This is a genomic window from Streptomyces wuyuanensis, assembly GCF_900103455.1.
In the GTDB taxonomy this organism is placed as follows: domain Bacteria; phylum Actinomycetota; class Actinomycetes; order Streptomycetales; family Streptomycetaceae; genus Streptomyces; species Streptomyces wuyuanensis.
In genome coordinates, this window is record NZ_FNHI01000006.1 from 108,501 (window position 1) to 130,040 (window position 21,540).

23 protein-coding genes and 1 pseudogene are annotated in these 21,540 nt (G+C 73.5%); 17 read left to right on the forward strand and 7 right to left on the reverse strand.

Annotated elements, in window-relative coordinates; all coding sequences use genetic code 11:
* Positions 1-60: 60 nt before the first annotated feature.
* Positions 61-468: a rodlin gene (locus BLT82_RS11090; RefSeq protein WP_093653746.1), complete on the reverse strand. Its 408-nt coding sequence runs from the start codon at positions 466-468 to the stop codon at positions 61-63.
* Between the two features lie 197 nt (positions 469-665).
* On the opposite strand from BLT82_RS11090, the gene BLT82_RS11095 reads away from it, so the two are divergent.
* Complete coding sequence (locus BLT82_RS11095) at positions 666-908, forward strand: hypothetical protein (protein ID WP_093653747.1); 243 nt, start codon at positions 666-668, stop codon at positions 906-908.
* Positions 909-1,059: 151 nt separating this feature from the next.
* Here BLT82_RS11095 and BLT82_RS11100 read toward each other — a convergent pair whose 3' ends face one another.
* Complete coding sequence (locus BLT82_RS11100; protein ID WP_208867838.1) at positions 1,060-1,470, reverse strand: rodlin; 411 nt, start codon at positions 1,468-1,470, stop codon at positions 1,060-1,062.
* Between the two features lie 324 nt (positions 1,471-1,794).
* Here BLT82_RS11100 and BLT82_RS11105 point away from each other — a divergent pair, with 324 nt between their 5' ends.
* The 3 genes from BLT82_RS11105 (at position 1,795) to BLT82_RS11115 (ending at position 3,537) form a co-directional block, all read left to right on the forward strand.
* A complete protein-coding gene (locus BLT82_RS11105; RefSeq protein ID WP_093653915.1) occupies positions 1,795-2,205 on the forward strand; it encodes a rodlin in 411 nt (136 codons plus the stop codon).
* 176 nt (positions 2,206-2,381) lie between these two features.
* A complete protein-coding gene (locus BLT82_RS11110; protein WP_093653749.1) occupies positions 2,382-2,615 on the forward strand; it encodes a chaplin in 234 nt (77 codons plus the stop codon).
* Positions 2,616-2,727: 112 nt separating this feature from the next.
* A complete protein-coding gene (locus tag BLT82_RS11115) occupies positions 2,728-3,537 on the forward strand; it encodes a chaplin (RefSeq protein ID WP_093653750.1) in 810 nt (269 codons plus the stop codon).
* Positions 3,538-3,936: 399 nt separating this feature from the next.
* Here the strand turns inward: BLT82_RS11115 and BLT82_RS11120 are convergent, their stop codons facing one another.
* Entirely contained in the window at positions 3,937-5,037 is a 1,101-nt protein-coding gene (locus BLT82_RS11120; RefSeq protein WP_404203781.1) for a glycosyltransferase family 4 protein, read from the reverse strand.
* Positions 5,038-5,491: 454 nt separating this feature from the next.
* On the opposite strand from BLT82_RS11120, the gene BLT82_RS11125 reads away from it, so the two are divergent.
* The 5 genes from BLT82_RS11125 to BLT82_RS11145 all read left to right on the forward strand — a co-directional run bounded on the left by BLT82_RS11125 (position 5,492) and on the right by BLT82_RS11145 (position 8,497).
* Complete coding sequence (locus BLT82_RS11125) at positions 5,492-5,731, forward strand: chaplin (protein ID WP_093653916.1); 240 nt, start codon at positions 5,492-5,494, stop codon at positions 5,729-5,731.
* 168 nt (positions 5,732-5,899) lie between these two features.
* Positions 5,900-6,139 (forward strand): chaplin, encoded by a 240-nt coding sequence (locus tag BLT82_RS11130; RefSeq protein ID WP_093653752.1) that lies wholly within the window; start codon positions 5,900-5,902, stop codon positions 6,137-6,139.
* Positions 6,140-6,472: 333 nt separating this feature from the next.
* Complete coding sequence (locus BLT82_RS11135; RefSeq protein ID WP_093653753.1) at positions 6,473-6,760, forward strand: hypothetical protein; 288 nt, start codon at positions 6,473-6,475, stop codon at positions 6,758-6,760.
* Positions 6,761-6,974: 214 nt separating this feature from the next.
* Complete coding sequence (locus BLT82_RS11140) at positions 6,975-7,478, forward strand: DUF5949 family protein (protein ID WP_244291917.1); 504 nt, start codon at positions 6,975-6,977, stop codon at positions 7,476-7,478.
* Between the two features lie 473 nt (positions 7,479-7,951).
* On the forward strand, positions 7,952-8,497 hold the full coding sequence (locus BLT82_RS11145) for a vitamin K epoxide reductase family protein (RefSeq protein WP_244291935.1): 546 nt from the start codon (positions 7,952-7,954) through the stop codon (positions 8,495-8,497).
* A 34-nt stretch (positions 8,498-8,531) separates the two neighbouring features.
* Here BLT82_RS11145 and BLT82_RS11150 read toward each other — a convergent pair whose 3' ends face one another.
* Positions 8,532-10,157: an IclR family transcriptional regulator domain-containing protein gene (locus BLT82_RS11150; protein WP_093653756.1), complete on the reverse strand. Its 1,626-nt coding sequence runs from the start codon at positions 10,155-10,157 to the stop codon at positions 8,532-8,534.
* Between the two features lie 103 nt (positions 10,158-10,260).
* Between BLT82_RS11150 and BLT82_RS11155 the strand changes: the two genes are divergently transcribed.
* The 8 genes and pseudogenes from BLT82_RS11155 (at position 10,261) to BLT82_RS11190 (ending at position 17,703) form a co-directional block, all read left to right on the forward strand.
* The gene (locus tag BLT82_RS11155) at positions 10,261-11,070 is read left to right on the forward strand and encodes a CoA transferase subunit A (protein WP_093653757.1); all 810 of its coding nucleotides are present in this window, start codon (positions 10,261-10,263) and stop codon (positions 11,068-11,070) included.
* Positions 11,067-11,693 (forward strand): CoA transferase subunit B, encoded by a 627-nt coding sequence (locus BLT82_RS11160; RefSeq protein ID WP_093653758.1) that lies wholly within the window; start codon positions 11,067-11,069, stop codon positions 11,691-11,693. Before BLT82_RS11155 ends, BLT82_RS11160 begins: the two co-directional genes overlap by 4 nt.
* Positions 11,690-12,880 carry a thiolase family protein gene (locus BLT82_RS11165; protein ID WP_093653759.1) on the forward strand — a complete coding sequence of 397 codons (1,191 nt, stop codon included), beginning with the start codon at positions 11,690-11,692 and terminating at the stop codon, positions 12,878-12,880. The genes BLT82_RS11160 and BLT82_RS11165 overlap by 4 nt, the downstream gene beginning before the upstream one ends.
* 8 nt (positions 12,881-12,888) lie before the next feature.
* On the forward strand, positions 12,889-13,650 hold the full coding sequence (gene pcaH, locus BLT82_RS11170) for a protocatechuate 3,4-dioxygenase subunit beta (protein ID WP_404203677.1): 762 nt from the start codon (positions 12,889-12,891) through the stop codon (positions 13,648-13,650).
* Complete coding sequence (locus tag BLT82_RS11175) at positions 13,647-14,126, forward strand: peptidase associated/transthyretin-like domain-containing protein (protein WP_093653761.1); 480 nt, start codon at positions 13,647-13,649, stop codon at positions 14,124-14,126. Before pcaH ends, BLT82_RS11175 begins: the two co-directional genes overlap by 4 nt.
* Positions 14,110-15,435 (forward strand): annotated as a pseudogene (gene pcaB / locus BLT82_RS11180) (3-carboxy-cis,cis-muconate cycloisomerase); the annotation flags it as partial. The gene BLT82_RS11175 and the pseudogene pcaB, both read left to right, overlap by 17 nt.
* Before the next feature lie 308 nt (positions 15,436-15,743).
* Positions 15,744-16,505, forward strand: a complete 762-nt coding sequence (gene pcaD, locus BLT82_RS11185; protein WP_093653763.1) for a 3-oxoadipate enol-lactonase — start codon at positions 15,744-15,746, stop codon at positions 16,503-16,505.
* A gap of 13 nt (positions 16,506-16,518) precedes the next feature.
* A complete protein-coding gene (locus BLT82_RS11190) occupies positions 16,519-17,703 on the forward strand; it encodes a 4-hydroxybenzoate 3-monooxygenase (protein ID WP_093653917.1) in 1,185 nt (394 codons plus the stop codon).
* A gap of 405 nt (positions 17,704-18,108) precedes the next feature.
* On the opposite strand, the gene BLT82_RS11195 is transcribed toward BLT82_RS11190, so the two are convergent.
* The 3 genes from BLT82_RS11195 to BLT82_RS11205 all read right to left on the reverse strand — a co-directional run bounded on the left by BLT82_RS11195 (position 18,109) and on the right by BLT82_RS11205 (position 21,501).
* Positions 18,109-19,392: a phosphoribosyltransferase family protein gene (locus tag BLT82_RS11195; protein WP_093653764.1), complete on the reverse strand. Its 1,284-nt coding sequence runs from the start codon at positions 19,390-19,392 to the stop codon at positions 18,109-18,111.
* Between the two features lie 80 nt (positions 19,393-19,472).
* Positions 19,473-20,594: a sulfite oxidase gene (locus tag BLT82_RS11200; protein ID WP_093653765.1), complete on the reverse strand. Its 1,122-nt coding sequence runs from the start codon at positions 20,592-20,594 to the stop codon at positions 19,473-19,475.
* 58 nt (positions 20,595-20,652) lie between these two features.
* On the reverse strand, positions 20,653-21,501 hold the full coding sequence (locus BLT82_RS11205) for a hypothetical protein (protein WP_093653766.1): 849 nt from the start codon (positions 21,499-21,501) through the stop codon (positions 20,653-20,655).
* Positions 21,502-21,540 lie beyond the last annotated feature (39 nt).

Genomic DNA, 21,540 nt, shown 5'->3' on the forward strand with positions numbered 1-21,540 from the left:
ACCGCCGGGAAGCGGTCCGCCGAGCCGGGCCCCGGGCCCTGACCCGCGGCGCGGACGGGATCAGTGGTTGTTGACGCCGTTGCCGGAGAGCACCGGGACGTCGTCCAGGACGTGCGACAGCGGCTCGTCGCCCTTGGCCTGCGTCGAGTTCTCCGCGCACTGCTGGTTCTGCGGGTTGGCCAGGACGTTGAGGTCCTGGACGCCGACCGGCACCAGACCGACGAGCGAGCCGGCGCTGGCCTTCGCCGGCAGCCCCACGCACAGCTTGTTCAGCGAACCCTGAACGGCGCTGAGCTGCGGGCTCTGGGCGCCGTAGGTGGCCGAGTTGCCGTAGACCTGCGCGGCCTCGTTGCCGCTCAGCGACGTGGTGCCGCCGTCGTCACCGATGGCCAGCGCCTGCGGGGCGGCGGTCAGCGAGACTCCGGCCACGGACGCGGTCACGGCTGCTGCTGCCCACAGCTTCTTCATGGTGTTTCCCTTCAGGGACGTTCGCGATGTACGGGGCGTCTGGATGCGCACTCCACCGGTGAGTGACGCAGTGATCAACCCCGCCCTCCGCGCCCCGGTTGCGGCCTGTAACCCGATCAGCCGAGCGCGGAGGGCGCTGTTCGGGACGTTCGGTTCTTTCGCACCAATGAGCCCGGGCGGTACGGGATATTGGGGGCATGGCGGAGCACAAGGGCCGTTGGGAACGGCAGGGGCTGATTCCGGCGAGTCGCAGGGAACCGGAGGGCGCGAGGGATCCGGTGGACCGGGGCAGACCGGCGGCCCGGCCGGTCGCGGACCGCACGGTGGAGCCCATCTACGCGTCACTCATGGCCAGTTGGTACGCCCAGGGGAGGACCCTTCCCGGCGTCCAGGACCGTGAGTGGTCGGACCTCGTCTCCTGGTCCTGGCCGCGCTGGTGAGCCCGTACCGCGCCCGTCGCTCCCCCCGGCGGGCGCGCACGGCGGTGTACGGGCACGCAGGCCGGGCGGACGCCCGGGCGCCGACGCGAACGGGCCGGGCCGCCGCGGAGCACCGCGACGGCCCGGCCCGGCCGGAGGACGAGGACGACGGTCAGCCGTTGCCCTGACCGTTGGCCGAGAGCACCGGGATGTCGCTGAGGATGTGCGACAGGGCCTCGTCGCCCTTGGCCTGCGTGGAGTTCTCCGTGCACTGCTGGGACTGCGGGTTCGACAGGACGTTGAGGTCCTGGACGCCGACCGGCACCAGGCCGACGAGAGAACCGGCGTTCAGCTTGGCGGGCAGACCGACGCAGGGCTTGTTCAGCGAACCCTGGACGAGCGCCATCTGCGGGCTCATGTTGCCGTAGGTGGCGGAGTTGCCGAACACCTGCGAAGCGCCAACGCCGCTGGCCGACGTGGTGCCCGTGTCATTGCCGACGGCCAGGGCCTGCGGCGCCGCCGCGGCCGAGACGCCGACGACTGACGCGGTGACGGCCGCAGCCGCCATAGCCTTCTTGAACACGAGTGATCCCTTTCCTGGGTTCGGGGTTCCTGGGGGTTCCGGGGGGCTCCGAGAGGGGCTGGAGAGCCCGGTTCGCAGAACCTCCTGACCAACTCGGGCTTGTGGAGTTGGTTCTTCCGCTTCACTCCAAAGGGCGGTGCCGGCGACCGCCTGCGGGCCGTCCTGCCAGGCGATTCCCCCGGCTGCCGACAGCCTTCGGGCCCGCCTCGCGACGGTCGCGCGATCAGGGCTGTTCGGGTGAAGTCCCGAAACCAAACGTCCGCCGTTCAGTTTGAGTCGGTGCGCAGACGAGCTGGAGTGTTCCTGCAGAAAGGCAAGCAAGTGATGATCAAGAAGGTTATGGCTGCGGCTGCGGTCACGGCCTCCGTAATCGGTGCCTCGGCCGCCGCTGCCCCCCAGGCACTGGCCATCGGCGACGACACCGGTACGACGTCCGCCAGTGGCGTCGGTGCCTCGCAGGTGTTCGGCAACTCGGCCACCTACGGAAACCAGAGCCCGCAGCTCGCCCTGGTCCAGGGTTCGCTGAACAAGCCCTGCGTGGGCCTGCCGGCCAAGGCCAACGCCGGCTCGCTCGTCGGTCTGGTTCCGGTCGGCGTCCAGGACCTCAACGTCCTGGCCAACCCGCAGAACCAGCAGTGCGCGGAGAACTCGACCCAGGCCAAGGGCGACGAGGCCCTGTCGCACATCCTCAGCGACATCCCGGTGCTCTCCGGCAACGGCGAGGGCAACGGCTGAGTCCCCGTTCCGACCCGATTCTCGGGTCGGCCGTCCGGGCATCCGGGTGAATTGCGCGGAGCCTCGGGCCGCAGAAGGGTTTCCTCGGTCGGCACGGCTCGTTGGCAGGGCGTCGTGGCATTGCCCGTGCATTTCCACGGCTCTCACTCCGACCGCCGAACAGAAGGAAATCCGATATGAATTTCAGAAAGACCACGACGGTGCTGGCGGGACTGGTGCTGGCCATGGGAATGGCCTCGCCGGCGCTCGCGGACTCCGGTGCGACGGGTGTCGCGTCCGGCTCGCCGGGGGTGCTCTCCGGGAACGTCATCCAGATTCCCGTGCACGTTCCGGTGAATGCCTGCGGCAACTCCGTCAATCTCATCGCCGTGCTGAACCCTGCGTTCGGCAACCTCTGTGTGAACGACTGACATTCAGTCCTCGCATACAGCCCTGAAGGGTCGTTTTCCGCCGGTCCTGGGGCGTGCCCCGCGGCACCGCACCGGGACCGGCTCGTGAAGCGAAAGCGGGAAGAACAACAACATGCGACAGGTCATCAGCAAGGGAATTCTGACGGCCGCGGCGGCCACCGGGATTCTGTCCTTGACCAGTGTGTACGCCAGCGCCGACTCCCAGGCGGACGCCGAGGCCGCGAACTCGCCCGGCGTGCTGTCCGGCAACAACGTCCAGGCCCCCGTGCACGTGCCGGTCAACGTCTGCGGCAATTCCCTGAACGTCGTCGGGGTGCTCAACCCCGCGTTCGGCAACGCCTGCGTCAACGACTCCGACGCGGGGGCGGCCGGGTCCGGGGGCGCGTCCGCCGAGGGCTCCGCGGTGGGCTCCCCGGGCGTCGCCTCGGGCAACAACGTCCAGGTTCCGGTGGACGTCCCGGTCAACGCCTGCGGGAACACCATCGACGTCATCGGTGCACTGAACCCGGCCGGCGGCAACGCCTGCGGCAACGGCTCGGCGGCGACGCCGCTGACCCCGGAGACGCCGGAGACGCCGGAAACCCCGGTGACCCCGGAGACGCCGGAGACGCCGGAGACGCCGGTCACCCCCGAGACGCCGGAGACGCCGGTCACCCCCGAGACGCCGGAGACGCCCGAGACGCCGGTCACCCCCGAGATTCCGGAGGTGCCTGAGGTTCCCGAGGTGCCCGAGGTTCCGGAGGTCCTGGTGCCCGTGGTGGACACCCCGGTCGACGACCGGGTCGTCGACTCCTCGACCACGGACCAGCTGGCCCAGACGGGCGGCAACGCCGGCACGCTGGCGGCCGGTGCCGCCGCGGTCGGCCTGCTGGCCGGCGGCGCCCTGCTGTACCGCCGCGGGACGGCCGCCGCGCGCCGCTGAGCGACCGCGCATCCCGTGTGAACCCCGGCCGGGAGAGTCCCCTCATCGGACTCTCCCGGCCGGACGCGTGTCCGGACCGTGCCCCTCGGCGGGGCGCCCCGCACGGTCCGAGCGGGGCGCCGGTCTCCGTCCCCGGAGCGCCTCAGCCCGGGGCCTGCGCGGGTACGGGGTCGCCGGCGGTTCGCGGGCCCGGCGGGCCTCGGACCGCGCCGGGGCCGAGGGCCTGGTGACCGTCCCGAGACCCTGGCGGGATGCACCGAAGCCGCCGGCACGGCGGCCTTGCTCGGGCCGGGCGGCCGGGCACCTTGCGGAACCGGGAGGTGCCGGTTCGGGAAGCCTCTGCGCGGCCTCGCGGATCCCCGATTCGACCGCTCACGGGGCCGCTGCCCGACGCGGGCGTCAGCGTGCCGCCGGGCCGCGGCCGCCGGCGGGCCGGGCGGCCGACACCTCTCGGTAGACGTCCGAGATCGCTGACGCGCTGTGCCGTACGTCGTGAGCGGCGAGGACGTGCTGGCGGCCCTGGCGGCCGAGCGTCCTGCGCAGCGGGCCGTTGAGGAGGAGGTCGCCCACGGCCGTGGCCAGTGCGTACGGATCCTGTGCGGGCGTCGTGCAGAACAGCGCGTGCCCGGGGGGCAGGCTCTCCCGCGTCCCCGCGACATCCGTGACCACCACCGGGCGGCCGCAGGCCATCGCCTCGAGCGGCGTCAGGGCCATGCTCTCCCAGCGGGACGGGACGACGACCAGATCCGCGGCGCGGTACCAGGGCGCGGAGTCCGCCTCGTCGCCCGCGAACCGGACGGACGCCGGCGCGGAAGCGCCCAGGGCGTCCGCCCCCGGTCCGTCCCCGACCAGGACGAGACGGGCGTTCGGCACTCTGTGCAGCACCTGCTCCCACGCCGCGAGCAGCACGTCCTGCCCCTTCTGCCGGCACAGGCGCCCCACGCACACCACGAGAGGTGCGGACCCGGGCAGGTCGGCGACGAGCGGCGGAAGGCTCCGCCGCTCTCCCTCCGCGGCGGGCCGGAACCGCTCGGTGTCCACACCGTTGGGGACGACGGTCCACACCGCCTCGACGCCGGCCGCCACGCCCTTGCGCCGCTCCGTCTCGCTGACGCAGACGATCCGGTCCGCCCAGCGGGCCCCGTACCGCTCCCAGCGGCGGGCCGGGCCGTCCAGGACGCCGCCGGCCGGCCCGAAGGACCAGACGTGCGGCTGGAAGACGGTGGGGATCCGCCCGCGCAGCGCGAGCCGGACGGCGAGCCCAGCCTTGGGGCCGTGGGCGTGCACCAGCTGCGGGCCCGCCGCCGCCACGATCCCGGCGAGCTGTCCCACCTCGCGGGCCAGCAGGGGTCCGGCCGTCCTGCCCGCGCGCCACGGGTGGACCCCGGCGCCGAGGGCTCGCACGGCGTCCGCGAGCATGCCGCCGCCGGGGCAGGCCACCGCCGCGGGGCTTCCCCCGCGGATCTGATGGGCCACCAGGTCGAGGACGACCCGGGCCACTCCGCCGTCGGTCTGCTGGACGACGTGGAGCACGGCCGGCCGGCCCGGACGGGCCTCGGTGCCCGGCCCGGACTGCGGGAGCGAGACGGTGCGCCGGATCCGGTCGGGGCCCCCGCCGGCCGGGAAGACGGGCGGGAATTCCGGTGCGCGGGGCGTCGGAAAGTGCTCCGGCTGCTGCCGGAACTCAGCATGCCGCACGGATCGTCGATTCCGATTCATATCCAAGGCTATTCACATGAGCGGGCCGGTGGGGGGCAGCTTCGTGCGCTCTTTGCGGGGCCGGGGCGAGAAGTGACTCTAGCCCTATTTCTTTGCGGTGCCGGACCTTCCTTTCCCGCTCCGAGCGGGAGGATCGGAACGCGGATTAATCCTTTTGGCGTTCGTCCGTGTCCGGACTTCGGGTGCCCTCGTTGTTGCTTGCGCCGCACAGGAAACCCCCCGGAAGGAAGAAATGATGAAGCGAATCGCGAAGTCGGTCGTGTTTGCGGGCACGGGCGTCGCCCTGATCATGGGCGGTGCGGGCATGGCCGTCGCGGACAGCGGCGCGGCCGGTGCAGCCGAGGGCTCGCCCGGCGTCGCGTCCGGCAACGTGGCCCAGGTTCCGGTCCACGTCCCGGTGGGCGTCTGCGGCAACACCGTCGACGTCGTCGGTCTGCTGAACCCGGCCTTCGGCAACGTCTGCGCCAACGACTGAGGCGCGCCGGCGTCCGGCGGCCGCGCCGCCGGACGCCCCCATCCCTGTGGGCCGACCGGTTATTCACTCCTTCGGCCGCACAACCTGGCAGACCTCGCTGCCGTTGAACCATCGGACCGGGCAGTCACGCACGGCCACTGAACATTTTGACCAAGGAGTGCTTCTCCCATGTCGCGTACCGCGAAGGCTTTCGTCCTGTCCACCCTCGCCGCCGCCGCCGTTGCGGGTTCCACCGGCATCGCCGCCGCCGACAGCGGCGCGGAGGCCGCAGCGGCGAACTCGCCGGGCGTGCTCTCCGGCAACGTCGTCCAGCTCCCGGTCCACGTCCCGGTGAACGCCTGCGGCAACACCGTCGACGTCGTCGGTCTGCTGAACCCGGCCTTCGGCAACGCCTGCGTCAACGACTGATCGCCTGCACGGGCGCCTCGGGCCGCCCTTCCCGCCACGGCGGGGAGGGCGGCCCGTCTCGTGCCGCGCGCGTTCCGGGGGCCGGGACCGGCCGCATTTCACGGGTCCGTGGGACCGGCGAGGAGAATTCGATAGGAAGATCCGAACGGGGAGCTTCATTCGGGTGGGGATGCAAGAATCCCCGGCTTTCGGAGTTTCCGGCCGGGTGACGGATCGTTACAGAACACGTAACAGCACAGAACAGCACGACAGGGCATGCCGGGCATCCGCAATGTGCCTGAAGCTTCCGTCACTTGTGCGCGCGACACGCGTTGCCGAAGGAGAGATTCACTGATGAAGCCCATGAAGGTCGCTGCGGTCGTCGCCGGTTCGCTGGTCGCCGCGGGTGCCTCGGCCCCGGCTTTCGCCGCTTCCGAGCTCGCTCCGACCAGTCTGAACGGCGCACTGGACACCGTCGCGAGCGAGACCACGGGGGCCATGGAGCCCCTCGCGAACAGGACGCTGGACACGGAGCAGAACGGCTCGCTGCTGAACACGGTCCAGAACACCGCAGACGACCTGAACAAGAGCAAGGCGGCTGCCCCGCAGCAGCTCCTCGGCGGGCTTCCCCTGGGCGCCTGAGCGGCGTCCCCGGCACGGTCCCGGTAGGCCCGGCGGAAGGATTCGCCGGGCCTGCCCGCGTCTTCGGGCCGTACCGGCGCCGGTCCGACGGGCTCGGCGGGGCATGCGCACGGATGAGCGAGCGCGACCCCTTCGGGCTAATCGGGCGGTGGGCTCCCCCGCGCGTGTGACAAGGGTGCCCGGTGGGTTCAGGTAAGTCGCTATGGTCCCGAACGTGACATCAACGCCCAGCGCGGTACGCGCCTTCCGCCCGGCCCGACTGGGCACCCTCGTCGTCATCGCCTGGAGCGGCGAGCACCCCGACGACGAGCGCGACATGCCCTTCCTGCTGGCCTACGCACTCGGGGACGGCGAGGACGGACCGGAGGGGGCCGAGGCCGCCGCCAGGCAGCTGCTCGACGACGTGGGCCTGCCGGTCGGGACCGAGTTCGTGGACGCCGCCGAGTCCGTCGGGCTGCCCGTCACGCTGCTGGTGGAGGCCGGTCAGGCCGTCCTGACGATGCCTCATCTCACCGCGCAGTGCACGGTGCCGCCGGAGTGGCTGGCGGCGGTCGGGGACCGGGGGCACGTCTACTTCATCTTCGCGACGCGGCCGTGGCCGGAGGCAGTGCCCGGGGTTCCGGTGTCGGAGGAAGGGCTGCGGGGGTTCGTCGGCGACGAGGCGGTGCTGTCGACGGCTGCCCACTGTCTGCTGCCGGTCCGTCAGCTGCGTGGCTGAGCGGTCGCCGGGCAGCAAGAGGCCCGGCTGACGGCGGTACGACCGCCGGCCGGGCCTGATTCACACCTTGCCGGTCAGGGTTGCCGGATAGCGCTCGCCGGGCGGGAGGGCGCGCGATGCGCGCCCGCCCGGGCTGCCCCGGCGAGCCTGAATCGTATTCCGGTGCCCACGGCGGCGGCCGCCGCCGGGTGAGGAAGCGTCAGCTTCACGGTGGCCTCCTGTCACAGGGGGTTGAGGACACCCGCGACGTTAGTCCGGATCTGACGATCCGTCGTGTCGAGCGGGGCCGCGATTACTGCGTGTGCGCATCGGCCCAGGTGACGGAGGGCCGGGGAATCGGCCGGACGGATCCGGCCGGAGAGGAAGTGCGGAGAGACATGGGGACCCGAGCCAAGACGCGCGTCCCGCGCCCCGTGACGGCGCCGGACGACGCCCCCGCGGCCGAGGTGGGCGCGAGCCGGGGCTTCGCCCTGATGCTCGTCGTCACGGGCGCGGCGGGACTGCTCGCCTCGTGGGTCATCACGCTCGACAAGTTCCGGCTGCTGGAGGATCCGGGCTTCACCCCGGGGTGCAGCCTCAACCCCGTCGTGTCGTGCGGCAGCATCATGAAGAGCGAGCAGGCGGCCGTCTTCGGCTTCCCCAACCCGATGCTGGGGCTCGTCTCGTACGCCGTGGTGGTCGCGGTCGGGGCCGGGCTGCTGGCAGGTGCCCGGTACCGGCGCTGGTTCTGGCTCGCGCTCAACGCGGGAGCCCTCTTCGGGGTCGCCTTCTGCACCTGGCTCCAGTTCCAGTCGCTGTACCGGATCGGGGCTCTCTGCCTCTGGTGCTGTCTCGCGTGGGTCGCCACGATCGTCCTGTTCTGCCGGGTGACCAGGCACACCGTCGAGCACCGGATGCTGCCGGCACCGGCCGGCCTGCGGGACGGCCTGCGGGAGTTCGGCTGGCTGCCGCCGATCGCGTGGACCGGGATCATCGGAATGCTCGTGCTCACTCGTTGGTGGGACTTCTGGACCGGCTGAGCACGCCGGGGCGTTTGCTCCCGGCCGGCAGGGCTCAGACCTCGGGCACGCGGGCGAAGCGGCCCGCGACGTGGAGGTCGGACTCGATCGCGGCGGCCGTGGCACGGAGTGGGGGGAGGACCTCGGCGAGGCACTCGCCGGTCGTACGACGTGCCGTGTGCATGGCGACGTTCAGCGCGGCGACGGTGCGGCCCGTGTGGTCGCGGACCGGGACGGCCAGCGAGCGGAGCCCCTCCTCCAGCTCCTCGTCGACAAGCGCGAACCCCTCGTCGCGGACGCGCCCGAGGAGACCGAGCAGCCGCGCCGGGTCGGTGACGGTGTGTGAGGTCAGCGGGCGCAGCTCGGTGCGGGCGAGGCGGACCTCGCGCTCCCCGGCGGGCAGCCCGGCCAGCAGGACGCGCCCCATGGAGGCGGCGTACGCGGGGAAACGGGTGCCGATGGTGATGTTCACGCTCATGATCCGCTCGGTGGCGACGCGCGCCGTGTAGCGGATGTCGTCGCCGTCGAGGACCGCCAGGGACGCGGAGTCGTGGACGCGGCGCACCAGTTCCGCCATGTGCGGGACGGCGATGTCGGGCAGCGTCGTCCCGGAGAGTGCGGGGCATCCGAGGGACAGCACGAGCGGGGTGAGCCGGAACACGCGGTCCCCGGAGGCGACGTACCCGAGGTGCTCGAGGGTGATGAGGGCGCGGCGGGCGGTGGCCCGGGCCAGGCCGGTGGCCTCGGCGACCGCGGCGAGGGACAGTTCGGGGCGGCCCTCGCCGAAGGCGGTGATCACGGTGAGCCCCCTGGCCAGCGACTCCACGAACCCCGCGCCGAGTTCCTGCTTGGAGGCGGTGGTCCAGTGGGCGAGGCCGTTCGGCGCGTGCTCCCCGGTGGCCGGGCGGTCCCGCCGCAGCTCCTCCTCCATCGCGGCCACGGTCTCCCGCAGCACCGGCAGCACGGCCCGGCCGAGCGAGTCCGCGGTGTGCCTGCTGGTGTGGCTGACCACGCTCACCGCGCAGACGACGGAGCCCCCGGGTTCGTGCACGGGCACGGCGATGGCGACCAGTCCCGGCTCGATGAGCTGGTCGTCCACGGCCCAGCCGGCCTCCCGGGAATGTGCCGCCCGCCGCCGGAACGCCTCCTCGTCCGGGGACTCCCCGCCCGTGCCGCCGCCCTCTCCCCGCCGGCCGTTCCCGCTCCGGGCGGCCCACGCGTCCCCGGTCCACGCGGCGGCGAACACCGCGCCCGCGGCCGTGCGCTCGTACGGCAGCAGGTCGCCGGTCCGGAAGGTGAGCGACATGGCGCGGCGCCGGGTGGTCTGGTGGACGAAGCGGATGCCGTCCCGGTCGGGGACCGCGAGCGAGACCGACTCGTCGAGCTCGTCGGCGAGCCGTTCGGCGAGCGGGCCGAGCCGTCCCGGCAGGGAGAGCGCGGCGAGGTAGGCGTTGCCCAGCTCCATGAGCCGCGGGGCGAGCCGGACCTCGTGGCCCCGGAGCCGTACGTACCCCATTCGCGCCAGCGTCGCCGCGACGCGGTCGGCGGTCGACCTGGCCAGCCCCGTGGACCGTACGAGGTCGCTGAGGTCCATCCGCCCGCCCGCGTCGCCGAGTGCGCGCAGCACGGCGATGCCGCGCATCAGCGGAGCCACGGCGTCTGCGGGGGGAGCGGCTGGCATCGGTTCTCCAGGGCGTTGACACGTGTGCCGGGTGCACGCAGACTCTTGGCGAGTCGTAGATGAACTCTAGTTCATCAGGCGAACGGATCGAGCGGAAGTCTCCATGGACAAAGTCAGGCGGTCCGCCGCCGAGGCGGTGCACGACATCGCCGACAACGCGTCGCTCGCCGTCGGCGGCTTCGGCCTCAGCGGGGTGCCGAACGTGCTGATCGGCGCGTTGCACGCCCGCGGAGTCCGAGGTCTGGGCGTCGTCTCCAACAACTGCGGGGTGGACGGGAGCGGTCTCGGCGTCCTCCTCGCCGACGGCCGGATCGACCGCGTCGTCTGCTCCTACATCGGGGAGAACAAGGAGTTCGCCCGGCAGTACCTCGCCGGGGAACTGGAGGTGGAGCTGGTGCCCCAGGGCACCCTCGCCGAGCGGCTGCGCGCCGGCGGCTGCGGCATCCCCGCCTTCTACACCCCGGCCGGGGTCGGCACCCAGGTCGCCGAGGGCGGTCTCCCCCGGCGGTACGCGCCCGGCGGAGCCGGTGTCGCCGTGGCGTCCCCGCCCAAGGAGATCCGCGCCTTCGGCGGGCGCGACCACGTCCTGGAGCACGGCATCACCACGGACTTCGCCCTGGTGCGCGCCGCCCGCGGCGACCGCCACGGCAATCTCGTCATGAACAAGTCCGCCCGCAACTTCAACCCGCTCGCGGCCATGGCGGGCCGGGTGACGATCGCCGAGGTGGAGGAGCTCGTCGAGCCGGGGGAGCTGGATCCGGACGCCGTCCACGTGCCGGGCGTCTTCGTCCGGCGGGTGGTGCCGCTGACCCCCGAGCAGGCCGCGGCGAAGGGCGTCGAGCATCTCAGGACCTCGGTACGGGGCACCCCCGTACGAGGGGCTTCCGCGCGGGGGGCGGTGTCGGGCCGATGAGCTGGACCCGCGACGAGATGGCCGCCCGCGCCGCGGCCGAACTGACCGACGGCAGTTGCGTCAACCTCGGCATCGGGCTGCCCACGCGCGTGCCGGCCTTCCTCCCGCCCGGCGTAGACGTCGTCCTGCACTCGGAGAACGGCATCCTCGGCGTCGGCCCGTACCCGTACGAGGACGAGGTCGACCCGGATCTGATCAACGCGGGCAAGGAGACCGTCACGGTGGTGCCCGGCGCCGCGTTCTTCGACTCCGCGCTGTCCTTCGGCATGGTCCGCGGCGGCCACGTCGACACCGCAGTGCTGGGAGCCATGCAGGTCTCCGAGCAGGGCGACCTCGCCAACTGGGCCGTCCCCGGAAGAATGGTCAGGGGAATGGGAGGCGCGATGGACCTCGTCCACGGCGTCCGCAGGGTCGTCGTCCTCACCGACCACACCGCCAAGGACGGGTCCCCGAAACTCGTCCGCGCGTGCACGCTTCCCCTCACGGGCCGGGCGTGCGTGCACCGGGTCATCACCGATCTCGGGGTGCTCGACATCACCGCCGCCGGGTTCGCCCTCGTCGAGACCGCCCCGGGGGTCACCCCCGACGAGGTACGAGAGAAGACTGGAGCTGAGCTGTCATGACCGACCGCCTCCGTGACGTCTACGTCGTGGACGCCGTCCGCACCCCCATCGGCAAGTACGGCGGCGCCCTCGCGGGAGTGCGGCCCGACGACCTGGCCGCCGGGGTGCTGGGCGCCCTCGTCGCCCGGACGCCCGAGCTCGACCCGGCGCGGATCGACGACGTCTTCTTCGGCGACGCCAACGGCGCCGGCGAGGACAACAGGGACGTGGCGCGGATGGCCGTGCTGCTCGCCGGACTGCCCGTCACCGTGCCCGGCACGACCGTCAACCGGCTGTGCGGCTCCGGCATGGAGGCCGTCATCCAGGCCGCCCGCGCCATCGCCGTCGGCGACGCGTCGATCGCCGTCGCGGGCGGCGTCGAGTCGATGAGCCGCGCGCCCTGGGTGCTGCAGAAGCCCGAGCGGGGATTCCCCGCCGCCCACCAGCAGCTGCACTCGACCACCCTGGGCTGGCGGATGGTCAACCCGCGGATGCCGCAGGAGTGGACGGTCGGCCTGGGCGAGGGCGCCGAGCTGCTGGCCGACCGGTACGGCATCGGCCGCGACGAGCAGGACTCGTTCGCCCTCGAGAGCCACCGCAACGCCGCCCGGGCCTGGTCCGAGGGGCTGTACGACGGCGAGGTGGTCCCCGTCGGCGGAGTTGACCTGGCGCGGGACGAATGCATCCGCGACACCACCTCCACCGAGGCCCTGGCCAAACTGAAGCCCGTCTTCCGCAAGGACGGCACCGTCACCGCGGGCAACTCCTCGCCGCTCAACGACGGCGCCGCCGCGCTGCTGCTCGTGGACGAGGACGGGCTGCGCGCAACCGGCCGGGAGCCGCTCGCCCGCATCGGCGCGTCGGCCGTCACCGGCATCGAGCCGCAGTACTTCGGCGCGGGCCCGGTCGAGGCGGCCCGGCGTGCGCTGAAGAAGGCCGGCCGCGAGTTCGGGGAGCTGCACACCGTGGAGCTCAACGAGGCTTTCGCCGCGCAGGCGCTGGCCTGTCTGCGCCAGTGGCCGGACCTCGATCCGGCCCGCGTCAACCCGCGGGGCGGCGCCATCGCCATCGGCCACCCGCTCGGCGCCTCGGGGGCACGGCTCACCGGAGCCGTCGCCCACCAGCTCGCGGCCGCGGGCTCGGGCACGGGCCTCGCCACGCTGTGCATCGGCGTCGGGCAGGGACTCGCCCTGGTCCTGGAGAGGTGACGGGGCCGGTGGCCGGATGGGGGATCCCGAGCCAGGAGCGGATCACGGCGGAGATCGCGGCGGCGCACGGAAGCGCGGTGAAGCCGGAGCACCATCCGCGCCGCGACTTCGCGCCGTACCGCAGCAGCGTCCTGCGCCATCCGCACCGCGCCCCCGTCCCCGTCGGGGACCCGGACGCGGCCGAGCGGACCGCTCCGGTGCTCGGCACGAGGGACGTCCGGGCGGGCGACGCGGACCTTACGCGGCAGCATCCGGGGGAGCCGCTGGGCGAGCGGATCACGGTCACCGGACGGGTGCTCGACCGGGCGGGACGGCCCGTGCGGGGCCAGCTCGTGGAGGTCTGGCAGGCCAACGCGGCCGGCCGCTACGCGCACGAGCGCGACCGCCACCCGGCGCCGCTGGACCCGAACTTCACCGGCGTGGGCCGCTGCCGGACGGACGACGAGGGACGGTACGCGTTCACGACGATCAGGCCCGGGGCCTACCCGTGGCGCAACCACGTCAACGCCTGGCGGCCGGCGCACATCCACTTCTCCGTGTTCGGGACCGCGTTCGCCCAGCGCCTGGTGACGCAGATGTACTTCCCGGGCGACCCGCTGTTCCCGTACGACCCGATCCTCCAGGCGGTCACCGACCCCGCGGCCCGGGCCCGGCTCGTCGCCGCGTACGACCACGCGCTGTCTCGCCCCGAGTGGTCCCTCGGCTACCGCTGGGACATCGTGCTGGACGGGCCGGCGGCGACGCTCCCCGGCCCCGAGGAGACCTCGTGACGCTCCTCCCTCCCACGCCCTCCCAGACCGTGGGCCCCTTCTTCGGCCACGCCCTTCCGTACGAAGGGGGCGGGGACCTCGTCCCGGCCGGGCACCCGGGCGCGATCTCCGTCCACGGGTACGTGCGCGACGGGAACGGCGATGCGGTGCCCGACGCGCTCCTGGAGTTCTGGCAGCCCGGCACCGGTCTCGGCCGGGTGGCGACCGGCGCGGACGGGCACTGGTCGGTGCGGACGGCGCCGCCGCCGGCGGCGAGGCCGTACCTGCCGGTCTGCGTGTTCGCCCGGGGGTTGATGCACCATCTGTTCACCCGGGCCTACATCGGCCCGGCCGCGGCGGCCGGCGGGCTGCTCGCCGCGGTGCCGGAGGAGCGGCGGTCCACGCTGATCGCCCGGCCCGAAGGGGACGGGACGTACCGCTTCGACATCCGTCTGCAGGGGGAGAAGGAGACGGTCTTCCTTGACTTCCACGGGTGACCCGGAGGCCCTCGCGGAGGACTCGGGGCTGTTCTCGCCCGTCCGCGCGGGCAGCCCGGTCGAGGCCGCGACCGGCGACCGGGCCTTCCTCCAGGCGCTGCTGGACGCCGAGGCGGCACTGGCCCGTGTCCAGGACACCGCGGCGGGCCGGACGGTCACGGCCGTGGCCCGGGCCGAGCGGTTCGACGCTCGCTCGATCGCCCTGAGGGCCCGGGCGGGCGGCAATCCGGTGATCCCCCTCGTCGCGGACCTGAGGGCCGCCGTCGCCGAACGGGACCCGGCCCACGCGGAGTTCGTGCACCGGGGCGCGACCAGCCAGGACATCGTCGACACCGCGCTGATGCTGCTGTCGGCGAGGGCCGTCGACCTGACGGCGGCGGACCTGGAGCGGACCGGGCGGGCCCTCGGCGCGCTCGCCGCCGCCCACCGGTCCACGCCGATGGCCGGCCGCACGCTCACCCAGCACGCCGTGCCCACCACCTTCGGCCTCAAGGCGGCCGGCTGGCGGGAGCTCGTCCTGGACGCCCTCGTCCGGCTGGCACGGGTACGGGACGCGCTCCCGGCCCAGCTCGGCGGGGCGGCGGGCACGCTGGCCGCGTTCGGTGGCACGGGACCGGCGACGGTCTCCGCGTACGCCGGCGAACTCGGCCTGGCCGAGCCCCTGTTGCCCTGGCACGTCCTGCGCACCCCCGTCGCCGACCTGGGAGCGGCGCTGGCGTTCGGCGCGGGCGCGCTCGGCAAGCTCGCCGCCGATGTGCTGGTGCTGTCCCGCACGGAAGTGGGGGAGCTCGCGGAGGGCACGGGCGGCGGCTCGTCCGCGATGCCGCACAAGAGCAATCCGGTACGGGCGACACTGATCGCCGCCGCGGCCCGCCAGGTCCCGGCCATCGCCGCGATTCTCCTCGGCTCGCTCGCAGCCGAGGACGAACGCCCGGCCGGCGCCTGGCACGCCGAGTGGCAGCCCCTGCGGGAGGCGCTGCGGCTGGTGGGAGGCGCGGCGGCCGCGGCGGCCGCGCTGTGCGAGGACCTGGAGGTACGGACGGACCGGATGCGCCGGAACCTCGCCGCGACCCGCGGACTGGTCCTGACGGAGCGTGCGGTGGAGGTGCTGGCGCCGCAGACGGGCCGGGCCGCCGCGCGAAGGGCGGTGACGGACGCGGCCCGGCGCGCGGCGGAACGCGGTACGGACCTGGTCACGGCCCTCGCCGAGGACCCCGCCCTGCCCGCCCTGCCCGAGCTCGCCGCCCTCTCCGACGCGTCGGCCCATCTGGGATCGGCCCCCGTGCTCGTCGACCGGGCCCTCGCGCGCGGGCTCGCACGGGGCACCGTCCCGGTCCTCGGAGCGGTCCGGCGGCCGGAGCGCGGTGCGTCGGGTCCGGCGGGCGGCGCGCCCCACCCGGAGCAGGGTGGACCGGGCCGCCCGGACGACGGCGACGAACCGGGTCGGGGCACGGGCGAACGTCGCCGGGGAGCCGGGGCGTCCGGCCCCGGCCGCGGCGAGCACGGCGGTGCCGGTGCCGGGCCGGCCGACGGGGAACCACTCCCGTACGACGGCCGGGCGACGACGGCGGACGACGGCGCGCCCCGCCCGGACGACGGCGGACGACGGGAGACGGCATGACCACCCCCCTGCTGCACCACCGCGTCGACGGGCCCGGCGGCGCGCCCGTGCTCGTACTCGGCCCGTCCCTCGGCACCTCGTTGCGCGTGTGGGAGCCGCAGACCGCCGGGCTCGCCCATGACCACCGCGTCGTCCGCTGGGACCTCCCCGGACACGGCGGGTCCCCTGCCGGCCCCGGAGTGCTGTCCGCCGGAGCGACGGTCGCCGACCTCGGGCGGCACGTCCTGCGCATCGCCGACGCGCTCGGCGCCAGGTCGTTCGCCTACGCCGGGATCTCCCTCGGCGGCGCCGTCGGCACCTGGCTGGCCGCTCACCACCCCGACCGGGTGACCCGGCTCGCGCTCGTGTGCACCTCCGCGCACTTCGGCGGGCCCGGACCGTGGCGGGAACGGGCCCGGCTCGTGCGCGCCGAGGGCACCGCGCCGGTGGCCGAGTCCGCCCCCGCACGGTGGTTCACCCCCGCCTTCACCGGCCATGACGAGCTCGTCACCGATCTGCTCTCCGCCGACCGGGAGACCTACGCCGTCTGCTGCGAGATCCTGGCGGGCACCGACCTGCGGCCCTACCTCGCCCGGATCGCCGCGCCCACCCTCGTGATCGCGGGCCGCGAGGACAAGGCGACACCGCCCGCCCACGGCCGTGAACTCGCCGCCGGAATCCGGGGCGCGCGTTACGTCGAGGTGCCGGACGCCGCGCATCTCGCGGGAGTCGAGCGGCCGCGATCCGTACTCACCGCACTTCAGGTCCACTTCGGGTAGAGGAGCACTGATGATGCACACCACCGTCGGCATCGTCGGCGGCGGCCCCGCGGGGCTGCTGCTGGCGCGGCTGCTGCACAACGCGGGCATCGACAGCGTCGTCCTGGAGCTGCGCGACCGCGCCTACGTCGAGCAGCGCCAGCGCGCCGGCATCCTGGAGCAGGCCACCGTGGAAGCGCTGCGGGCGGCGGGGGCCGGCGAGCGCATGGACGCCGAGGGCATCCCGCACCACGGCATCGAACTCCGCTTCGGCCGACGGTCCCATCGCCTCGACTTCCCCTCCCTCACCGGCGGCCGGAGCGTCATGGTGTACGCCCAGACGGAGGTCGTGAAGGACCTGATCGCCCTTCAGCTCGCCGACGGCGGCCCGCTCCTCTTCGGTGCCGAGGTGACGTCCGTCGAGGGCGCCCAGAGCGACAGCCCGGTCGTCGAATTCGTGCAGGAGGGCCGTGCGCAGACCCTGACCTGCGACTACGTCGTGGGCTGCGACGGTTTCCACGGTGTGACGCGGGACGCGGTCCCGGAGGACGTGCGGACGACGTACGAGCGGACCCATCCGTACTCCTGGCTGGGCGTCCTCGCCGAAGCGCCGCCCGTGTACGACGAGTTGGTCTACGCCCACTCCGACCGCGGCTTCGCCCTCGCCAGCATGCGCTCCCCCACCGTGAGCCGGCTCTACCTCCAGGTGCCGAACGGCACCGATCCCGCCGACTGGTCAGCCGAGCGGATCTGGGACGAGCTCGACACCCGTCTCGCACTGGACAGGGACCCGGGCTGGAAGCTGGAACGCGGGCCGGTGACGTCCAAGGCGGTGCTCCCGATGCGCAGCCACGTCACCGAGCCGATGCGGTACGGCCGGGTCTTCCTCGCGGGCGACGCGGCGCACATCGTCCCGCCGACCGGGGCCAAGGGGCTCAATCTGGCCGCCGCCGACGTGATCGTGCTGGCCCGCGCCCTCGCACGGTGGCGGGAGACCGGCTCGGCGGAACTGCTCGACGCATACTCCGACACCTGTCTGCGGCGGGTGTGGCGGGCGGAGCACTTCTCGTCCTTCATGACGGCGACGCTGCACACCGATCCGGCGCAGTCGCCGTTCGACACGAGGCTTCAGCTCTCCCAGCTGGAGCGCATCGCCACCTCGCCGCACGCTGCGGCCGAACTGGCCGAGAACTACACGGGCCTGCCGCTGCCCCGCTGACGGGTGCGGCAGGGCCGCGGAGCAGCGGCGGGGGCAAGCGCGAGAACGGGGAGGGCCGTGCGGAGCGTGTGAGGTGGCGGGGTCGGCGGCATATGTGGAGTCCTGAATCGTTCGCCTGGTGAACCTTGATTCACTCTGTGAAGGCGTACGAGTGTCGGGCCGGCCCCGCCGGGCGTCACTGAGCGGACACGGCGAAAAGCCGGGCAACGGAGGAACGGGGCGCGGAACGGGGGGCGCGGAAGGGCGGGGGCGCGGAAGGGCAGGGGCGCGGAACGGGGGGCGCGGAAGGGCGGGGGTGCGGAACGGGCGGCGCGGCCGCCGGCCGACACTGCGGCCCTTCCCCAGGGGCACTGGGCCGAGGCCACGGCAGCCGTCCCCGCGGGAGGGGCCGGGGCGCACGAGGGCCTACGGCTCCTGCGGGGTCAGGTGCAGCGTGAACCAGTCGCGGGCCAGATCGGAGACCTCGTCGAGCGCCCCCGGCTCCTCGAAGAGATGTGTCGCACCCGGGACCACGGCCAGCCGGCACTCGCAGCGCAGCGCCGCCTCCGCCTGGCGGTTGAGGTCGAGGACCGTCGTGTCACGGCCCCCGACGATCAGCAGCGTCGGGGCGCGCACTCCGGGCAGCCGGGATCCGGCCAGGTCGGGCCGGCCCCCGCGCGAGACGACGGCACCGACCTCCGGGCCGGCGCTCGACGCCGCCCACAGCGCAGCGGCGGCTCCGGTGGACGCCCCGAAGTAGCCGATGGGGACGGGAGTGCGGGTGCGCAGCCACCGGGTGGCGCCCGAGAGCCGGTCCGCCAGGACCTCGATGTCGAAGACGTTCCTGCGGTCGGCGGCCTCCGGCTCGGTGAGCAGGTCGAACAGCAGGGTGCCGAGGCCGGCCGCGTTGAGGGCCGTGGCCACCGCCCGGTTGCGCGGGCTGTGCCGGCTGCTCCCGGAGCCGTGGGCGAACATCACCACCGCGGCGGCGCCGTCCGGCAGCGTCAGTTCGCCCGCGAGCCGCACCCGGCCCGCCTCCACCTCGACGCCCTCGGACTTGGCGGTCTCCGGCGGTTCGGCGGCCGACTGCGCAAGCAGCGCGACGACCTCCTCGTCCGGGGTCTGCGAGAAGTCCTGGTACCACTCCCCGACCGCCGTGAACGCCCGCGGCGTCGACAGGCACACCACCTCGTCCGCCTCGGTGCGCAGCCAGGACACGGCATCCGGCGGGGCGACGGGGGCGGCGAGCACCACCCTGGCCGCTCCCTGGGCCCGGACGACCTCGCAGGCCGCGGCGGCGGTGGCTCCGGTCGCGATCCCGTCGTCCACGACGATCACGGTCCGGCCCCTGATCCCGATGCGCGGCCGGTCGGCCCTGAACCGCTCTGCCTGCCGGGTGAGTTCGGCGGCCTCGGCCCGTTCCACCGAGGCGACGTCCTTCTCGGAGACATGGCCCCGGCGGACGATGTCGTCGCTGATGACGCGGACGCCGCCCTCGCCGATGGCGCCGAACCCCAGCTCGCGGTGGTACGGCACGCCCAGCTTGCGTACGACGATCACGTCCAGCGGCGCGCCCAGTGCCCGCGCCACCTGGTAGGCCACCGGCACCCCGCCCCTCGGCAGCCCGAGCACGACGGGATCCGCCTCCCGCAGATGCCCGAGGGCCCCGGCGAGGCGCTGCCCCGCGTCGACGCGATCGGTGAACAGCACAGTGGCTCACCCCCAACAGGGGTTCTCCTTCGAACCAACCCCATGGGGGACCGGTTCGCAAGTCGGGGCCGGGGCCGGCCTCACGTGCCCTCCGGGAGGCACACGACGGGGATCCGCTGTACGAGGTTGTTCCCGAAGCCGCCCCTGTTCCACGGCTGGTCGAGCGGCTGGGTGCGGCCGTCGGCGTCGGTGGCCCGCGCGACGAGCACATGGCTCCCGGGGGTGGCCGTCCAGGCCGTGTGCCAGTGGCGCCAGGCCCAAATGCCGCCCTCCGGCGCGTCGAGCGCCGCGTCGTGCCAGGTCCGCCCGTCGTCGGAACTGATCTCCACCCGCACGACCGGGGCGTGGCCGGACCAGGCGCGGCCCTCCAGCCCGGTCCGGCCGGGGCGCAGCACCCGTGTCCGGGACATGAAGTCGGGAAAGCCCGGCGGGATCATCAGGGCGCGCGGGGCGATGAGGGTGACCGGCTCGCCGGGGTCGTCGGCCGACTGCCGGTAGCGGTACGCGACCGACTGCTGGAAGCCCGTGAAGGGGGTGTCGGTCAGGCTGATGTCGCACAGCCACTTCACATGGGCCATGCCGTACCAGCCGGGCACGACCAGCCGCAGGGGATGGCCGTGCTGCGGAGGCAGCGGCTCGCCGTTCATCGCGTACGCGACCAGTACATCCGCGTCGTCGCCCATGGCCACGCGCAGCGGCAGGCTGCGGCGGTAGTCCTGTTCGACGCCGCGTTCCACCCCGTGGTCGGCTCCGGTGAACACGGCCTCGACCGCGCCGGGCTCCACTCGGGCCTCCCGCAGCAGCACGCGCAGCGGGACACCGGTCCACTCCGCGGTGCCCACGGCCTCCACCAGCCACGGCTGGCTCACCGGCCGGGGGCTGAGCCGGGCCCGCCCGTTCCCGGCGCACTCCATCGTGACGCGGAGCGTGACGGAGGGGTAGGAGCGGAGGTCGGCGAGACCCAGCCGCAGCGGGTTCCGCACCAGCCCGCCGACCCCGATCCGCCAGTCGGCGGCCTCGGCGGCGGGGATGTCGTAGTGGACGAGGACGTAGTGCAGCCCGGGGGGCGTCAGTCCGTAACGGAGTGCCTCCAGCGGCATTCCGTGGTTGCGGGCGGCGAGGGCCAGCTCCTCCGGGCTGATGCCCTCGCCGGGTCGGGCGACCCGCCCGGGGACGCTGACCGCCGTGAGGTCCCGGTCCATGCCTCCATCGTGCGCCGTCCGCCGGCCGGCGGCAGCACGCGCGACCTGCAGTACGCGCTCAGGACCAGGAAGCGCTGGAGAACAGCCCGCCCAGTCCGAACGACCCGGTGTCGGAGAACTCCATCGGCTCCTCGTGCCTCCGGTGCCGTCCCGAGTACTCCCTCGAACCGGTCGCGTAGTCCCTCGAGCCGGTCGTGTAGCTCGAACCGGTCGTGTAGCTGGAACCGGTCGCGTAGTCCCTCGAGCCGGTGGCGTACTCCCTCGACGGGACCGAATTGTCCCGTGAGCCACTCGAGTAGTCCCGCGGAGCGACCTGGTCGGCCTTTACGAGCTGGCCCTCGGCGGCGAGGGTCTGTACGCGCTGGAGAACCGTTCGCAGTTCCAGACCGAGCTCGTTCGCGACGACCTGGAGATCCAGCCCGGAGTGCCAGCTCCACACCAGAACGGAATCCATCGAAGCGGACCAGACGGGACTTGCGGGCTGGGCGGACGGAACGGGCTGCACGGGCTGAACGGGTTCGGTCCAGATCTGCTCGTCGACCGCCGGAACCGAATAGGTGCCGGTCGTCTGGGACGGCTGTGCGGTGGTGTAGGGGGACACGGGCGGAGCCGAGACCGGAACCCCGGCCTGCTCCGCCCGGGGAAAAGACGCCGGGGCATCCCCGGTCGTCTGCACGGGCTCTCCGCCCATATCGGCGGATTGATCCGACATTCGTGTCAGTAGATTTGCCGCGACGGTACGCGCGCCTTCCCGGCCGACGGTCCTGCGGGCAACCCTGACCTCGCGTTCCGGCAGGCCCATCATGCCGGCGACGGTGCCGTCGTCGCCGACGACCACCGCGAATGCGGCCAGCATCCTCGTGCGATCGGCCTGGGCCTCGTCGAGTGCGCTCTGGGCCAGCCGCACCCGGTCGTCGCTGGTGCAGAAGGCATTCGCAAGGACTGT

What these genes read in the sequence shown, in the direction of transcription:
- BLT82_RS11090 (WP_093653746.1), bottom strand. Translation starts at nt 468, where the DNA reads ATGAAGAAGCTGTGGGCAGCAGCAGCCGTGACCGCGTCCGTGGCCGGA.
- BLT82_RS11095 (WP_093653747.1), top strand. Translation starts at nt 666, where the DNA reads ATGGCGGAGCACAAGGGCCGTTGGGAACGGCAGGGGCTGATTCCGGCG.
- BLT82_RS11105 (WP_093653915.1), top strand. Translation starts at nt 1,795, where the DNA reads ATGATCAAGAAGGTTATGGCTGCGGCTGCGGTCACGGCCTCCGTAATC.
- BLT82_RS11110 (WP_093653749.1), top strand. Translation starts at nt 2,382, where the DNA reads ATGAATTTCAGAAAGACCACGACGGTGCTGGCGGGACTGGTGCTGGCC.
- BLT82_RS11115 (WP_093653750.1), top strand. Translation starts at nt 2,728, where the DNA reads ATGCGACAGGTCATCAGCAAGGGAATTCTGACGGCCGCGGCGGCCACC.
- BLT82_RS11125 (WP_093653916.1), top strand. Translation starts at nt 5,492, where the DNA reads ATGAAGCGAATCGCGAAGTCGGTCGTGTTTGCGGGCACGGGCGTCGCC.
- BLT82_RS11130 (WP_093653752.1), top strand. Translation starts at nt 5,900, where the DNA reads ATGTCGCGTACCGCGAAGGCTTTCGTCCTGTCCACCCTCGCCGCCGCC.
- BLT82_RS11135 (WP_093653753.1), top strand. Translation starts at nt 6,473, where the DNA reads ATGAAGCCCATGAAGGTCGCTGCGGTCGTCGCCGGTTCGCTGGTCGCC.
- BLT82_RS11145 (WP_244291935.1), top strand. Translation starts at nt 7,952, where the DNA reads ATGCTCGTCGTCACGGGCGCGGCGGGACTGCTCGCCTCGTGGGTCATC.
- BLT82_RS11150 (WP_093653756.1), bottom strand. Translation starts at nt 10,157, where the DNA reads ATGCCAGCCGCTCCCCCCGCAGACGCCGTGGCTCCGCTGATGCGCGGC.
- BLT82_RS11155 (WP_093653757.1), top strand. Translation starts at nt 10,261, where the DNA reads ATGGACAAAGTCAGGCGGTCCGCCGCCGAGGCGGTGCACGACATCGCC.
- BLT82_RS11160 (WP_093653758.1), top strand. Translation starts at nt 11,067, where the DNA reads ATGAGCTGGACCCGCGACGAGATGGCCGCCCGCGCCGCGGCCGAACTG.
- BLT82_RS11165 (WP_093653759.1), top strand. Translation starts at nt 11,690, where the DNA reads ATGACCGACCGCCTCCGTGACGTCTACGTCGTGGACGCCGTCCGCACC.
- pcaD (WP_093653763.1), top strand. Translation starts at nt 15,744, where the DNA reads ATGACCACCCCCCTGCTGCACCACCGCGTCGACGGGCCCGGCGGCGCG.
- BLT82_RS11190 (WP_093653917.1), top strand. Translation starts at nt 16,519, where the DNA reads ATGCACACCACCGTCGGCATCGTCGGCGGCGGCCCCGCGGGGCTGCTG.
- BLT82_RS11200 (WP_093653765.1), bottom strand. Translation starts at nt 20,594, where the DNA reads ATGGACCGGGACCTCACGGCGGTCAGCGTCCCCGGGCGGGTCGCCCGA.